This is a genomic window from Spongiibacter marinus (assembly GCF_016906995.1).
In the GTDB taxonomy this organism is placed as follows: Bacteria; Pseudomonadota; Gammaproteobacteria; order Pseudomonadales; family Spongiibacteraceae; genus Spongiibacter; species Spongiibacter marinus.
Genome location: NZ_JAFBBD010000017.1, coordinates 1 through 16,134, shown reverse-complemented (window position 1 = coordinate 16,134; position 16,134 = coordinate 1). Strand labels below are relative to the sequence as shown.

Sequence of the window (16,134 nt, the reverse complement as noted above, 5' to 3'; positions counted from 1 at the left end):
GAGCTGCCAGAAGGTACAGAAATGGTAATGCCTGGCGACAACGTGAAAATGGACGTGACATTGATTGCGCCTATCGCGATGGAAGAAGGTCTGCGCTTTGCAATCCGTGAAGGTGGTCGTACTGTCGGCGCCGGCGTGGTAGCGAAAATCGTAGAGTAAAGAGTAAATGCCGGCCTTGGGTCGGCGTTTGTAGGCCAGTAGTTCAATTGGTAGAGCACCGGTCTCCAAAACCGGCTGTTGGGGGTTCGAGTCCCTCCTGGCCTGCCACTTACGCTGACACCGCTTCGCGCATGCGAAGTGGTGTTTTGCGCTTAGCAAAAAGGATACGGTCACAAGATGGTAGCGAAGGCAGAAGACGAAAGTCGCCTTGATGGCTTGAAGTGGGTAGTTGTAACCCTGCTGGTTGCCGCAGGTGTTGGCGGCAATATGTACTTCTCCGATGAGTCATTGCTGTATCGCGTAATCGCGTTGCTGGTGCTCGCAGTCGTTGCTGGCTTTGTCGCGGCGCAAACCAGCCGTGGGGCAGCATTTTTTGACCTGCTGAAAGGCGCTCGCAACGAGATTCGCAAAGTTGTTTGGCCGACCCGCCAAGAAGGCACACAAACGACGTTAATCGTTGTTGCATTTGTGATTGTGGCGGCACTGATTTTGTGGGGGCTCGATACCTTGCTCGGTTGGTTGGCCTCGTTGGTAATAGGCTGAGGGCTAGATTATGGCTAAACGTTGGTATGTAGTTCACGCCTATTCCGGCTACGAAAAAAAGGTAGCGTCTGCGCTGAAAGAGCGCATTGAGCTATCGGGCTTTGAAGACCGTTTTGGAGAAGTGCTTGTTCCCACTGAAGAAGTGGTTGAGATGCGCGGCGGTCAAAAGCGCAAGAGCGAGCGCAAGTTCTTCCCCGGTTACGTTTTGATCGAAATGGAGCTGGATGACGACACATGGCACTTGGTGAAAGAAACGCCTCGTGTCATGGGCTTTATAGGTGGTAAGGCGGATAAGCCTGCGCCGATTACGCAGAAAGAAGCAGACGCAATCCTGCAGCGCGTAGAAAGCGGTGATAAACCCAAGCCCAAAACCTTGTTCGAGCCAGGTGAAATGGTTCGTGTTATTGATGGCCCCTTTAACGACTTTAATGGGGTTGTTGAAGAGGTGAATTACGAGAAAAACCGTCTGCATGTGGCGGTACTGATTTTCGGTCGTTCTACGCCCGTCGAATTGGATTTCGGCCAAGTAGAAAAGACCTAAGCACAACCTGCGTATTGCGCAGGTTTTGAAAGTAACGGGGAGCCGTTGACAGGCCGCGAGGCCCAGAGGCGTTAATACCCAAAAGGAGAAAACAATGGCTAAGAAAGTCCAGGCTTATATCAAGCTTCAGGTGCCCGCAGGCGGCGCTAACCCAAGTCCCCCGGTTGGTCCTGCGCTGGGTCAGCACGGCGTTAACATCATGGAATTTTGTAAGGCGTTCAATGCTCAAACTCAGAGCATGGAAAACGGTATGCCGATTCCTGTCGTTATTACTGTGTACGCTGACCGCAGCTTCACTTTCACAACTAAAACTCCGCCAGCATCATTCTTGCTGAAGAAAGCTGCGGGTGTGAAAAGTGGCTCAGGCACTCCGAACACGAAAAAAGTTGGCAAGGTTAACCGTGCCCAGCTGGAAGAAATTGCAACAATGAAGATGCCAGACCTTACTGCGGCAGATATGGATGCCGCTGTGCGCACCATCGCCGGAAGTGCACGTGCTGCCGGTATCGAAGTGGAGGGTGTGTAAATGGCTAAGTTGAGCAAGCGCCAAAAGGCAATCCGTGAAAAAGTTGTTGCTGGCAAGCAATACGGCATCGAAGAAGCGGTTTCACTGCTGAAAGAAGTTTCTAGCGTTAAATTCAGCGAGGCCGTTGACGTTGCAATCAACCTGGGTGTTGATGCGCGTAAATCAGACCAGGCGGTTCGCGGTGCAACGACACTGCCAAACGGCACTGGTAAAGACGTTCGCGTCGCCGTGTTTACTCAGGGTGAAAACGCTGAAAAAGCAAAGGCTGCTGGCGCAGATTTTGTTGGCATGGAAGAGCTCGCCGAGCAGGTTAAAGGCGGCATGATGGACTTCGACGTTGTCGTTGCGTCACCTGATGCAATGCGCGTAGTGGGTCAGTTGGGCCAGGTTCTGGGTCCCCGTGGCCTGATGCCTAACCCCAAGACCGGCACCGTAACACCTGATGTTGAAACTGCCGTTAAGAACGCGAAAGCGGGTCAGGTTCGCTACCGCACAGACAAAAATGGCATCGTTCACGGCGCTATCGGTAGCATCAAGTTCGACGCTGCTGCGCTTCAGGAAAACCTGGAAGCATTGCTGGCTGACCTTAAGAAAGCTAAGCCTGCGTCTGCAAAAGGTGTTTACCTGAAGAAGATTACGCTTTCTTCTACGATGGGCCCCGGTCTGGTTATCGACCAGAGCAGCTTGTCTGTAGCGAAGTAATCAATAACAGAATTCGGGCTTCGGCCCGGCGCTGGCGTTATGCCGGCAAGACTTTGTGGTCTTTGACAATCGACCTACTGTGTCAAAAGACAAAGACCATCAAAGACCGTAGGTGAGCTGAGGTGTCGTAAGGCATCGACGCTCTTAATAGGTGTGCTGCATGCAGCGTTACCGGCACCGGCCTACGCAGATGGTGGATCGGATTTGTTCACCACATGAACGGCAGCGAGCCTAGGCAAGCTGTCTACGGTAAGTAACTGACAAATCCAGGAGTTATCCAAGTGGCATTAAGACTCGAAGACAAGAAAGCGATAGTTGCTGATGTTAACGAGACTGCCGCGAGTGCACTGTCATTGGTTATTGCTGACGCCCGTGGGTGTTCAGTAGCCGAAATGACTGAGCTCCGTAAGCAGGCGCGGGATTCTCAGGTTGATTTGCGTGTAGTGCGCAACACCCTGGCGAAAATCGCGTTGAAAGGAACGGAATTCGAGTGCGCAGAAGAGGCCTTCAAAGGTCCCTCTCTGTTGGCATTTTCGATGGAAGATCCAGGTGCTGCGGCGCGTATCTTCAAAGATTTCGCTAAAGAAAACGAAAACTTTGAAGTGAAAGCACTTGCGGTCAGTGGCCAGCTAATGGGTTCGGAACAGTTGGATGTATTGGCGAAACTGCCGACGCGCGATCAGGCTCTGTCTATGTTGATGAGTGTGATGTTGGCGCCGGCGACCAAGCTGGTACAGACAATGAACGAAGTCCCAGGAAAGCTGGTACGTACATTGGCTGCAGTTCGCGATCAGAAAGAAGCTGCTTAATCGCAGCTTAGTTAACGATTAATTTTTTCACAATTTGATACAGTAGGGAGTTGAAAATGGCTCTGTCTAAAGACGATATCCTCAATGCAATCGCTGAAATGAGCGTTATGGAAGTGGTTGAACTCATCGAAGCAATGGAAGAGAAGTTTGGCGTAACTGCCGCTGCTGCCGTTGCTGCTGCTCCTGCAGCCGCTGCTGAAGGTGGCGCTGCTGCCGCTGAGCAGACTGAGTTCGACGTAGTTCTGACTGGCGCTGGTGACAAGAAAGTAAACGTCATCAAAGCGGTTCGCGCTATCACCGGCTTGGGTCTGAAAGAAGCGAAAGAAATGGTTGACGGTGCTCCATCAACTGTTAAAGAAGGCGCTTCTAAAGACGACGCTGAAGAAGCTAAAAAAGCACTGGAAGAAGCTGGCGCATCTGTCGAGCTTAAGTAAGTTGCTGATAGACCTGTTTACAGGTCGATCTCAAGCGAGGCTGGTGGGTTTATCCCGCCGGCCTTTTGCTGTTTGAGACATTGGGCCGGGGCGATTGCTCTGGTCAGCGGTGGCTTGACCACCGCGCAAACGATGCCAGCGCCGGTTGCGCAGGGGTCAGGTAATGATGCTGGGGAGTACTGATGGCTTACTCGTACACTGAGAAAAAACGTATTCGCAAGGACTTTGGCAAATTGCCACACGTTATGGACGTGCCTTACCTTCTTGCGATTCAGTTAGATTCTTACAAGAAATTTACACAGCAGGGTATTCCCGCTGCTGAGCGCGGCGAGCACGGCTTGCACGCTGCTTTTAAATCAATCTTCCCAATCGTAAGTTATTCCGGCAATGCAGCGTTAGAGTACGTTGACTATGTGCTGGGAGCACCGGCGTTCGACGTGAATGAATGCCAGCTGCGCGGGGTGACCTTTTCGGTGCCGTTGCGCGTTAAAGTTCGGCTGATTATCTACGATAAAGATTCAGCGAACAAAAGCATCAAAGACATTAAAGAGCAAGAAGTCTACATGGGGGAGATCCCCCTGATGACGGAGAATGGTACCTTTGTCATCAACGGTACCGAGCGGGTTATTGTTTCCCAGCTGCACCGCTCTCCCGGCGTGTTCTTTGATCACGACCGTGGCAAGACACACTCCTCAGGTAAATTGCTCTACTCAGCGCGAGTGATTCCTTACCGTGGTTCTTGGTTGGACTTTGAATTCGACCCTAAAGACCTGGTGTACGTGCGTATCGACCGCCGCCGTAAGTTGCCGGCAACTATCCTGTTGCGCGCCTTGGGCATGACCGCGGAAGAAATCCTCGAACTGTTCTTTGACGTCAACACATTTAAAGTATCTAAAGACGGCAAATTCACCATCGCACTGATTCCAGAGCGTCTGCGTGGTGAGGTTGCGACCTTTGATATCTGCGGCAAAGATGGCGAAGTTATCGTTGAAACTGGCCGCCGTATTACCGCGCGCCATATTCGCCAGCTGGAAAAATCCAAGCTGAAAGAGCTGGAAGTGCCCGTTGAATACCTGGTAGGCCGCGCACTGGCGAAAGATGTGGTGGATACCAAGACCGGTGAGGTGTTGTACCCCTGTAACGCCGAAATCACACTGGAGATGGTTGAAAAACTGCAGGAGTCCGGTGTTTCAGAAATTGAGACCCTGTACACCAATGAGCTGGACTGCGGTCCGTTCATCAGCGATACCCTACGCACTGACCCAACCAATTCAGAGCTGGAAGCACTGGTAGAAATCTACCGCATGATGCGTCCCGGTGAGCCGCCGACCAAAGACTCTGCTGAGAACCTGTTCCAGAACCTGTTCTTCTCAGCTGAGCGTTACGACCTGTCCGCTGTTGGTCGCATGAAGTTTAACCGCCGTTTGGGCCGCGAGGAAATCACCGGCGCAGGCACGCTGGATAAAGACGACATTGTCGCTGTACTGAAGACCCTCGTTGACATCCGTAACGGTAAAGGTGTCGTCGACGATATCGATCACCTGGGTAACCGCCGTATCCGTTCGGTTGGTGAAATGGCAGAGAACCAGTTCCGCGTGGGCTTGGTTCGTGTAGAGCGTGCAGTAAAAGAGCGCTTGTCTATGGCGGAAAGCGAAGGCTTGATGCCCCAGGATCTGATCAATGCCAAGCCCGTTGCCGCGGCCGTTAAAGAGTTTTTTGGTTCGTCGCAGCTGTCTCAGTTTATGGATCAGAACAACCCATTGTCTGAGATCACCCACAAGCGTCGTGTGTCGGCACTTGGGCCCGGTGGTCTGACGCGTGAGCGTGCAGGCTTTGAGGTTCGCGACGTTCACCCAACGCACTACGGCCGGGTTTGTCCTATCGAGACGCCTGAAGGGCCAAACATCGGTTTGATTAATTCGCTGGCAACTTACGCCCGAACGAACGAGTACGGCTTCCTCGAAAGTCCATACCGTAAAGTGGTTGATGGCAAAGTCAGTGAAGAAATCGAGTACTTGTCTGCGATAAACGAAGCTGAGCAGGTTATCGCTCAGGCGTCGGCAGCAATGAACGACAAAGGTGAGCTGACCGATGAGATGGTAGCGGTTCGTCACATGAACGAATTCACCGTTATGCCGCCGGAAAAAGTTACCTACATGGATGTCTCTCCAAAGCAGGTGGTTTCGGTTGCTGCGTCGTTGATTCCGTTCCTGGAGCACGATGATGCGAACCGCGCATTGATGGGCTCGAACATGCAGCGCCAGGCAGTGCCGACTTTGAAGGCAGACAAACCGCTTGTCGGTACAGGTTTTGAGCGCTATGTAGCGTCTGACTCCGGTGTTTGTGTTGTCGCCCGCCGCGGTGGTGTTATCGACAGCGTGGACTCTTCGCGCATCGTTGTACGTGTTAACAACGACGAAGTGCAGTCAGGTCAGCCGCCGGTTGATATCTACAACCTGACTAAATACACGCGTTCTAACCAGAACACCTGTATTAACCAGCGTCCTATCGTTCGCGAAGGTGATGATGTCGTGCGCGGTGATATCCTTGCAGATGGCCCCTCAGTAGACCTGGGTGAGCTGGCTCTGGGTCAGAACATGCGCATCGCATTCATGCCTTGGAATGGTTACAACTTTGAGGATTCTATCCTCGTTTCAGAGCGCGTGGTGAAAGAGGATCGTTTCACAACGATTCACATTCAAGAACTGACGTGTATTGCGCGTGACACCAAGTTGGGCCCTGAAGAGATTTCCTCGGACATCCCCAACGTCGGTGAAGGTGCACTGGCGAATCTGGATGAGTCCGGCATCGTTTACATCGGCGCCGAAGTTGGCCCTGGCGATATTTTGGTGGGTAAAGTTACGCCGAAAGGTGAAACCCAGCTGACGCCAGAAGAAAAGTTGCTGCGTGCGATTTTCGGTGAGAAAGCATCCGACGTTAAAGACACGTCGCTGCGTGTGCCGTCGAGCACGAAAGGCACCGTTATCGATGTTCAGGTCTTCACACGTGATGGTCTGGAAAAAGATAAGCGCGCCCTGGAAATTGAAAAAATGCAGCTCGACCAGTTCCGCAAGGACCTGAACGAGGAATACCGCATTGTTGAAGAAGCGACCTTCGCGCGTTTGCGTAGCTTGCTTGAGGGCCAAAAAGTCCTCAGCGGTCCAGGTCTGAAAAAGAATGACGAGCTGACCAGCGACGTACTCGACGGCCTGAAAAGTGATGACTGGCTGAAGCTGCGCCTGGCAGAAGAGTCAATCAACGCCGCCCTGGAAGATGCTGACAAGCAACTTGGCGAGCACCGCAAGACCTTGGAAGAGCGTTTTGAGGACAAGAAGCGCAAGCTGACAACTGGCGACGACCTGGCTCCTGGCGTACTGAAAATCGTCAAAGTGTATCTCGCTATTAAGCGTCGTATTCAGCCTGGCGACAAAATGGCGGGTCGTCACGGTAACAAGGGTGTTATCTCGGTCATCATGCCCGTAGAGGACATGCCCTTTGACGAAACCGGTGAGCCCGTTGATATCGTTCTCAACCCACTGGGTGTACCGTCGCGGATGAACGTTGGTCAGATCCTTGAAACCCACCTCGGCCTCGCCGCGAAAGGCTTGGGTAATAAGATCGACACCATGCTGCGTGAACAGCGCAAAGTGGCTGAAGTTCGTGAATTCCTCGGCAAAGTCTACAATGACGGTGCGGGTCGAACCGAAGACCTCGACAGCTTTAGCGATGCGCAGATCATGGAAATGGCGAAGAACCTGAAAGGCGGCGTGCCAATGGCAACGCAGGTCTTTGACGGTGCGAATGAAGCCGAGATCAAGAGCCTGCTGACACTGGCTGACTTGCCAGACAGCGGTCAGCTGCGCCTGTGCGATGGCCGTACCGGTATGGAGTTTGATCGTCCGGTAACCGTTGGTTACATGTACATGCTCAAGCTGAACCACTTGGTCGATGACAAAATGCACGCCCGTTCCACCGGTTCGTACAGCCTTGTTACTCAGCAGCCGCTGGGTGGTAAAGCGCAGTTCGGTGGTCAGCGTTTCGGGGAGATGGAGGTCTGGGCACTGGAAGCATACGGTGCTGCCTACACTCTACAAGAGATGCTTACTGTTAAGTCGGATGACGTTAACGGTCGCACCAAGATGTACAAAAACATCGTTGATGGCGACCAGCGCATGGAGCCGGGCATGCCCGAGTCTTTCAATGTACTGGTTAAAGAAATCCGCTCGCTCGGTATCAACATCGAGCTGGATACGGAATAAGCATCAACAACGATTGGCAAGGGGCGCCGGTTAACGCGGCGCCTATTTAATACCCTTGCGGAGGAACGGCCTTGAAAGACTTATTGAATTTACTTAAGCAGGGACAGCAAACTGACGAATTCGATTCAATTCGTATTGGTTTGGCGTCGCCAGAGCTGATTCGCTCTTGGTCTTTTGGCGAAGTGAAAAAGCCAGAGACTATTAACTACCGTACCTTTAAGCCCGAGCGCGACGGCTTGTTTTGCGCGAAAATCTTTGGCCCCGTCAAAGATTACGAGTGCCTGTGTGGCAAATATAAGCGCCTGAAGCATCGCGGCGTTATTTGTGAAAAATGCGGCGTTGAAGTGGCGCTGGCCAAAGTGCGCCGCGAGCGTATGGGCCACATCGAGCTGGCTAGCCCCGTTGCCCACATTTGGTTCTTGAAGTCACTGCCAAGCCGCATCGGCTTGTTGCTGGACATGACCCTGCGTGACATCGAGCGGATTCTCTACTTTGAATCTTACGTTGTTACCGACCCCGGTATGACCACCCTGGACAAGGGGCAGCTGCTTAGCGATGAGCAGTACTTCGAGGCCATGGAAGAATTCGGTGATGACTTCACCGCGAAAATGGGTGCCGAGGCGATCATGCATTTGCTCATCGAGCTGGATATGCATGAGGAAATCGAGCGTCTGCGTGAAGAGATTCCCGCAACGAACTCCGAGACAAAAATCAAAAAACTGTCTAAGCGCTTGAAGTTGATCGAAGCGTTGGCAGATTCTGGCAACAAGCCAGAGTGGATGATCCTGCAGGTTCTGCCGGTTTTGCCACCGGATTTGCGTCCGCTGGTACCGCTGGATGGCGGCCGTTTTGCGACCTCTGATCTGAACGATCTGTATCGCCGCGTTATTAACCGTAATAACCGTTTGAAGCGCCTGCTGGACCTGAATGCGCCTGATATTATCGTGCGCAACGAAAAGCGTATGCTGCAGGAGTCTGTTGATGCCCTGCTCGATAACGGTCGTCGCGGTCGCGCTATTACCGGTTCTAACAAGCGTCCGCTGAAATCGCTTGCTGACATGATCAAAGGTAAGCAGGGTCGTTTCCGTCAAAACCTGCTGGGTAAGCGCGTCGACTACTCCGGCCGTTCGGTTATCGTCGTTGGTCCCACCCTGCGTTTGCACCAGTGTGGTCTGCCCAAGAAGATGGCATTGGAGCTGTTCAAGCCGTTTATCTTCGGTAAGTTGGAGGCGCGTGGCTTAGCGACAACGATCAAAGCCGCTAAGAAGATGGTTGAGCGCGAGCCGCCGGAAGTGTGGGATATTCTCGCCGAAGTTATCCGCGAGCACCCCGTGTTGCTGAACCGGGCGCCTACCCTTCACCGTTTGGGCATCCAGGCCTTCGAGCCTGTGCTGATCGAAGGTAAAGCGATCCAGCTCCACCCACTGGTATGTGCCGCTTACAACGCCGACTTCGATGGTGACCAAATGGCGGTACACGTACCGCTGACACTGGAAGCCCAGCTTGAAGCCCGCGCGCTGATGATGTCGACCAATAACATCCTGTCGCCTGCAAATGGTGAGCCGATCATCGTGCCTTCTCAGGACGTGGTATTGGGTCTGTACTGGATGACGCGCGACCGCGTTAATGCCCTCGGTGAGGGTATGGCGTTCTCAAGCCCGCAGGAAGTACAGCGCGCCTACGCCGGTGGCAAGGTGCACCTGCAAGCACGCATTAAGTGCCGTATCAAGCAAGTGAGCTTCGACGAAAACGGCGAGCGCCAGGAAAATCGCAGCATTGTTGATACCACCGTAGGTCGTGTGGTGCTGTGGCGCATCGTTCCCGATGGTTTGCCGTTTGACCTGGTAAACCAGGCAATGGCGAAAAAGGCTATTTCTCGTCTGTTGAATGAGTGTTACCGCCAAGTTGGCTTGAAGGCCACGGTAATTCTCGGTGACCAGTTGATGTACACCGGTTTTGAGTACTCGACTCGTTCGGGTAGCTCAATTGGTGTTAACGATTTCGAAATCCCCGAAGAGAAGGCGAAAATTGTTGCCGCCGCGGACGCCGAAGTCGTTGAGATCGAAAAACAGTACGCCTCAGGTCTGGTAACGCAGGGTGAGAAGTACAACAAGGTTATCGATATCTGGTCTCGCGCCAATGACTTGGTGTCCAAGTCGATGATGGAAGGCCTGTCGAAAGAAAGCGTAATTAACCGCGACGGTGAAGAAGAGCAGCAAGACTCCTTCAACTCGGTATATATCTACGCTGACTCGGGCGCACGGGGTTCGCCGGCGCAGATTCGTCAGCTGGCCGGTATGCGGGGATTGATGGCCAAGCCAGATGGCTCGATCATCGAGACGCCGATTACCGCTAACTTCCGTGAAGGTCTGAACGTACTGCAGTACTTCATCTCGACTCACGGTGCGCGTAAAGGTCTTGCTGATACCGCATTGAAAACAGCGAACTCCGGTTACCTGACTCGCCGCTTGGTGGATGTCGCTCAGGATCTGGTTATCACTGAAGACGACTGTGGTACCGACCACGGCCTGTTGATGACGCCGGTTATTGAAGGTGGCGACATTATCGAAACCCTGGGTGACCGCGTACTTGGCCGTATTGTTGCCAAAGACGTGCTCAAGCCTGGTACAGACGACGTTGCTGTAGAAGCCGGTGTCATGCTCGATGAGAAGGGTGTTATCGAGCTTGAAGAGATGGGTATCGATGAAATCGAAGTTCGCTCGCCCATCACCTGTGACACCAAGCACGGCGTTTGCTCTATGTGCTACGGTCGTGACCTGGCCCGCGGACACCTTGTTAACCGCGGTGAGTCAGTCGGTGTTATTGCGGCGCAGTCGATCGGTGAGCCGGGTACCCAGCTGACCATGCGTACCTTCCACATTGGTGGTGCGGCATCGCGAGCAACCGCTGTCGACAATATTCAAGTTAAGCAGGACGGTAAAGCGCGTCTGCACAACCTGAAATTCGTTGAGCGTGAAGATGGCAACTTGGTTGCGGTAAGCCGCTCCGGTGAGCTGGCAATTACCGATCGCAGCGGCCGTGAGCGCGAGCGCTACAAGCTGCCTTACGGTGCCATCATTAAAGTTGCGGACCGCTCAGAGGTTAGCGCAGGCGATATCGTCGCGACCTGGGACCCACACACCCACCCCATCATTACTGAGGTGGCGGGTATTGTGAAAATGTCCGGTATGGAAGAAGGCATTACCGTTAAGCGTCAAACTGATGAACTCACTGGCCTGAGCAGTATCGCCGTGATGGAGCAGTCTGAGCGCCCGGCGGCGGGTAAAGACATGCGTCCGGCGGTTACCTTGGTCGATGCCAACGGCGAAGAACTGTGTTTGGCGGGCACCAATGTGCCAGCGCACTACTTCTTGACTGACCACGCGATCGTCAGCCTTGAGAATGGTGCTGAAGTGAAGGTTGGTGATGTTATTGCCAAGATTCCTCAGGAAAGCTCGAAAACGCGGGACATCACCGGTGGTCTGCCACGGGTTGCCGACCTATTCGAAGCGCGTAAGCCTAAAGAGCCTGCGATTCTTGCTGAGATCAGCGGTACCGTGTCTTTTGGTAAAGAAACCAAGGGCAAGCGTCGCCTGATCATCACCCCAGCTGACGGCAAGCCGCTGGCTGACGGTAGCGACCACTACGAAGTACTGATTCCCAAGTGGCGTCAGCTGACAGTGTTCGAGGGTGAGCAAGTTGAGAAAGGTGAAATTGTTTCGGAAGGTCCGCTGAGCCCTCACGACATTCTGCGCCTGAAGGGTGTGGAAGAGCTGGCGAAGTATATCGTTAACGAGATCCAAGACGTTTACCGTCTCCAGGGCGTTAAAATTAACGATAAACATATCGAAGTCATTAGCCGCCAGATGCTGCGCAAGGTCAACATTATGACCTCGGGCGATTCATCGTTCATTAAGGGCGAGCAGGTTGAATACGTGCGAGTTGCTGAAGAGAACGAGCGCCTCGTTGCGGAAGGCAAAGTGCCTGCCAGCTTTGACCGTGAATTGCTCGGTATTACCAAAGCCTCCTTGGCAACAGAGTCGTTTATTTCTGCGGCATCGTTCCAGGAGACAACCCGTGTACTCACCGAGGCCGCGGTAACTGGCAAGCGCGATTATCTGCGCGGATTGAAAGAAAATGTGGTAGTTGGCCGTCTGATCCCGGCGGGAACAGGTTTGGCATACCATCGCGATCGCAAACTGAAACGCGACGACACCAGCAGTTCTGTGTCGGCGCAGGAAGTAGAAGCGGCGCTGTCGGAAGCACTTAGCGACCAAAGCTAACTATTCCGGCTACTTGACGGGGGCGGGGTGCGTCTTTAGAATTCGCGCTCCGCTTTTTTTATATCGTCGGCGGATGCCGGCGTACAGTCGGTCAGCACATAAGGTGCTGGCCTTTAGTATTTGGAGTCTTATCAATGGCAACGATCAACCAGTTGGTTCGTCAGCCGAGAAAGCGCAAGACTGCTAAGAGTGACGTTCCTGCATTGCAGGCTTGCCCTCAGCGTCGTGGCGTTTGTACTCGTGTTTACACCACTACACCTAAGAAGCCGAACTCGGCGCTTCGTAAAGTGTGTCGTGTACGTTTGACTAACGGTTACGAAGTTTCATCTTACATCGGTGGTGAAGGCCACAACCTGCAGGAGCACAGTGTTGTGCTGATTCGCGGTGGCCGTGTTAAGGATTTGCCGGGTGTGCGTTACCACACTGTTCGCGGCAGCCTGGATACATCAGGTGTTAACGACCGTAAGCAAGGTCGTTCTAAGTACGGAACCAAGCGTCCTAAGTCTTAATTGATCGGACGTTTTTACATAGATTTGAGTAAGGCCAGGTCATCGCAATGGCGATCGTTGCCTGGATTACCCTGAAGAGAGAGTAGTAATCATGCCAAGAAGACGCGTTGCCGCTAAGCGGGAGATCCTGCCAGATCCGAAATTCGGAAATCTTACCCTGGCCAAGTTCATGAACCACGTTATGGTGAGTGGTAAAAAATCGGTTGCAGAGCGCATTGTCTATGGAGCTCTGGACCTGGTGCAGGAGCGTTTAAGCAAAGACCCCATCGAAGTATTCGACGAAGCGCTGGAAAATATTGCGCCAATGGTAGAGGTTAAGTCTCGCCGTGTCGGTGGTGCCACGTATCAGGTGCCGGTAGAAGTACGCCCAAGCCGTCGTACAGCATTGGCCATGCGTTGGTTGGTGGATTACTCACGTGGCCGTGGTGAGAAGTCCATGCGTCAGCGTTTGGCTGGTGAAATTATCGATGCATCTCAGGGCAAGGGCTCTGCAGTTAAGAAGCGTGAAGACGTGCATCGTATGGCTGAGGCTAACAAGGCGTTCTCCCACTTCCGTTTCTAATGATGGATTTGGCTTCAATCTGGGGAGTACATCGTGGCTCGTAAAACACCTATTTCAAGATACCGCAATATCGGTATCTGCGCTCACGTAGACGCCGGTAAGACGACGACTACCGAGCGCGTCCTGTTTTACACGGGGTTGTCTCATAAAATTGGCGAAGTTCATGATGGCGCTGCCACCATGGACTGGATGGAGCAGGAGCAAGAGCGGGGTATCACTATTACCTCGGCCGCGACTACCTGTTTTTGGGCGGGCATGCAGCAGCAGTTCGACCAGCATCGCGTCAACATTATCGATACCCCAGGGCACGTTGACTTTACCATTGAAGTGGAGCGCTCACTCCGCGTCCTTGATGGCGCGGTAGTGGTGCTGTGTGGCTCCTCCGGTGTTCAGCCTCAAACTGAGACCGTGTGGCGTCAGGCAAATAAATATGAAGTGCCGCGCATGGTGTTCGTCAACAAGATGGACCGCGCTGGCGCTGATTTTGAGCGTGTCGTCAGCCAGTTGCGAGAGCGATTGGGTGCGAATGCGGTGCCGATGCAAATGACCATCGGTGCAGAAGAAGATTTCAAAGGGGTTGTTGACCTGGTCAAAATGAAGGCGATCATTTGGAACGCCGAAGACCAGGGTATGACCTTTACTTACGAAGATATTCCCGCTGATCTGCAAGATCAGTGTGCGGAAATGCGTGAGTACATGGTGGAAGCTGCTGCCGAAGCCAACGAAGAGCTGATGGATAAATACCTCGAAGGCGGTGAGCTGAGCGAGGAAGAAATTAAAGCGGGCATTCGTGCGCGCACATTGGCGAATGAGATTATCCCGGTATTTGGCGGCTCTGCCTTTAAAAACAAAGGCGTTCAAGCTGTGCTGGATGCGGTGATCGAGTACATGCCTTCGCCGGAAGAGGTTAAGGCGATCGAGGGTACGCTTGACGATAAAGCGGAAACCGTCGAAACGCGTGAGGCAGATGACAATGCGCCGTTCGCAGCGCTTGCCTTTAAAATCGCGACTGACCCCTTTGTTGGTACTCTGACCTTTTTCCGGGTTTATTCCGGCAAGTTGGAAAGTGGTACGGCCGTATTTAACTCGGTTAAGGGTAAGAAAGAGCGTGTGGGTCGGATGGTGCAAATGCACTCAAACGACCGTCAGGAAATCAAAGAAGTGCTGGCGGGCGATATCGCTGCCGCTATCGGTTTAAAGGACGTGACGACCGGGGATACGCTTTGCGACCCGGATAACGTGATCGTTCTGGAGCGAATGGAATTTCCTGAGCCGGTTATCTCCGTGGCCGTGGAGCCTCGTTCTAAGGCTGATCAGGAAAAGATGGGCATCGCGTTGGGTAAGCTTGCGCAAGAGGATCCGTCGTTTCGTGTTAAGACGGACGAGGAAACCGGGCAGACGATCATCTCTGGTATGGGCGAGCTGCATCTGGATATTCTTGTTGATCGCATGCGTCGTGAATTCAGTGTTGAGGCGAATATCGGTAAGCCTCAGGTGGCCTACCGCGAAGCCATTCGCAATAACTGTGAAATCGAAGGCAAGTTCGTTCGTCAATCCGGTGGTCGCGGTCAGTACGGTCACGTCTGGGTGCGCTTCGAGCCTGCCGAAGACGCCAATGCCGAGGGTCTCGAATTTGTGAACGAGATCGTCGGTGGTGTGGTACCGAAGGAGTATATTCCGGCGGTGCAAAAAGGGATTGAAGAGCAGATGCAGAACGGCGTGCTGGCGGGTTATCCGCTGTTGGGCCTTAAAGCGACGCTCTACGATGGCTCCTTCCACGATGTCGACTCCAATGAGATGGCGTTTAAAGTGGCAGCGTCGATGGCAACGAAAAAGCTGGCGCAGAGTGGTGGTGCCGTGCTGCTTGAGCCGGTAATGAAGGTTGAAGTGGTAACGCCGGAAGAAAATATGGGTGACGTGGTGGGTGATCTCAATCGCCGTCGCGGCATTATCTTGGGCATGGAAGAAAGCGTATCTGGAAAAGTTGTCAACGCAGAAGTGCCGTTGGCAGAAATGTTTGGCTACGCAACCGATCTGCGCAGTGCGACCCAGGGTCGCGCGACATTCACCATGGAGTTTGAGAAGTACTCCGAGGCACCGAAGAATGTCGCAGACGAAATTATTAGTAAAAACATGGGCTGATTCGCCAAAACTTTAGAACGAGGAAAAAATCGTGGCAAAGGAAAAATTTGAACGTAGTAAGCCCCACGTCAACGTGGGCACCATCGGTCACGTTGACCATGGTAAAACGACTCTGACTGCAGCGCTGACGCGCGTTTGTGCAGAAGTCTTCGGCGGTGAAGCCGTTGCATTCGACGGTATCGATAATGCGCCTGAAGAGCGTGAGCGTGGTATTACCATCGCTACCTCTCACGTAGAGTACGATTCAGACATTCGTCACTACGCACACGTCGACTGCCCAGGGCACGCTGACTACGTTAAAAACATGATCACTGGTGCCGCTCAGATGGACGGCGCGATCCTGGTATGTGGTGCGACTGACGGCCCAATGCCTCAGACTCGCGAGCACATCCTGCTGTCTCGTCAGGTTGGTGTACCCTACATCGTTGTCTTCCTGAACAAGGCCGACCTGCTGGCTGAAGACTGTGGCGGCGTAGGCAGCGAAGAGTACAACGAAATGCTCGAGCTGGTTGAAATGGAGCTGCGTGAGCTGCTCGACACTTACGACTTCCCAGGCGACGACACGCCAATCATCGCGGGTTCTGCCCTGATGGCACTGAACGGCGAAGACGACAACGAGCTGGGCACAACTGCTGTTGCCAAGCTGGTTAAAGCTCTGGATGAGT

The 16,134-nt window shown here is 53.2% G+C and carries 13 protein-coding genes and 1 tRNA gene; all 14 read left to right on the top strand.

Annotated elements, in window-relative coordinates; translation table 11 throughout:
• Positions 1 to 159 (top strand): EF-Tu C-terminal domain-related protein (locus HNR64_RS16715; RefSeq protein ID WP_476749635.1); only part of this gene is annotated, 159 nt, incomplete at its 5' end.
• 32 nt (positions 160 to 191) lie between these two features.
• A tRNA-Trp gene (locus HNR64_RS16710) sits at positions 192 to 267 on the top strand.
• A gap of 69 nt (positions 268 to 336) precedes the next feature.
• Positions 337 to 702: a preprotein translocase subunit SecE gene (gene secE / locus HNR64_RS16705; RefSeq protein ID WP_204997535.1), complete on the top strand. Its 366-nt coding sequence runs from the start codon at positions 337 to 339 to the stop codon at positions 700 to 702.
• A 10-nt stretch (positions 703 to 712) separates the two neighbouring features.
• Positions 713 to 1,243: a transcription termination/antitermination protein NusG gene (nusG, locus tag HNR64_RS16700; protein ID WP_204997534.1), complete on the top strand. Its 531-nt coding sequence runs from the start codon at positions 713 to 715 to the stop codon at positions 1,241 to 1,243.
• Between the two features lie 94 nt (positions 1,244 to 1,337).
• Positions 1,338 to 1,769 (top strand): 50S ribosomal protein L11, encoded by a 432-nt coding sequence (gene rplK / locus HNR64_RS16695; protein WP_027875068.1) that lies wholly within the window; start codon positions 1,338 to 1,340, stop codon positions 1,767 to 1,769.
• Complete coding sequence (rplA, locus tag HNR64_RS16690; protein ID WP_204997533.1) at positions 1,770 to 2,471, top strand: 50S ribosomal protein L1; 702 nt, start codon at positions 1,770 to 1,772, stop codon at positions 2,469 to 2,471.
• A 281-nt stretch (positions 2,472 to 2,752) separates the two neighbouring features.
• Complete coding sequence (gene rplJ, locus HNR64_RS16685; RefSeq protein WP_204997532.1) at positions 2,753 to 3,280, top strand: 50S ribosomal protein L10; 528 nt, start codon at positions 2,753 to 2,755, stop codon at positions 3,278 to 3,280.
• Between the two features lie 56 nt (positions 3,281 to 3,336).
• Positions 3,337 to 3,714 (top strand): 50S ribosomal protein L7/L12, encoded by a 378-nt coding sequence (gene rplL, locus HNR64_RS16680; RefSeq protein ID WP_204997531.1) that lies wholly within the window; start codon positions 3,337 to 3,339, stop codon positions 3,712 to 3,714.
• Positions 3,715 to 3,896: 182 nt separating this feature from the next.
• Complete coding sequence (gene rpoB, locus HNR64_RS16675) at positions 3,897 to 7,973, top strand: DNA-directed RNA polymerase subunit beta (protein WP_204997530.1); 4,077 nt, start codon at positions 3,897 to 3,899, stop codon at positions 7,971 to 7,973.
• 71 nt (positions 7,974 to 8,044) lie between these two features.
• The gene (rpoC, locus tag HNR64_RS16670; protein ID WP_204997529.1) at positions 8,045 to 12,256 is read left to right on the top strand and encodes a DNA-directed RNA polymerase subunit beta'; all 4,212 of its coding nucleotides are present in this window, start codon (positions 8,045 to 8,047) and stop codon (positions 12,254 to 12,256) included.
• 134 nt (positions 12,257 to 12,390) lie between these two features.
• Positions 12,391 to 12,765 carry a 30S ribosomal protein S12 gene (gene rpsL / locus HNR64_RS16665; RefSeq protein ID WP_027875074.1) on the top strand — a complete coding sequence of 125 codons (375 nt, stop codon included), beginning with the start codon at positions 12,391 to 12,393 and terminating at the stop codon, positions 12,763 to 12,765.
• 91 nt (positions 12,766 to 12,856) lie between these two features.
• Entirely contained in the window at positions 12,857 to 13,327 is a 471-nt protein-coding gene (gene rpsG / locus HNR64_RS16660; protein WP_027875075.1) for a 30S ribosomal protein S7, read from the top strand.
• 33 nt (positions 13,328 to 13,360) lie between these two features.
• On the top strand, positions 13,361 to 15,469 hold the full coding sequence (gene fusA, locus HNR64_RS16655; RefSeq protein ID WP_204997528.1) for an elongation factor G: 2,109 nt from the start codon (positions 13,361 to 13,363) through the stop codon (positions 15,467 to 15,469).
• A gap of 31 nt (positions 15,470 to 15,500) precedes the next feature.
• Positions 15,501 to 16,134 (top strand): GTP-binding protein (locus HNR64_RS16650; RefSeq protein WP_204997527.1); only part of this gene is annotated, 634 nt, incomplete at its 3' end.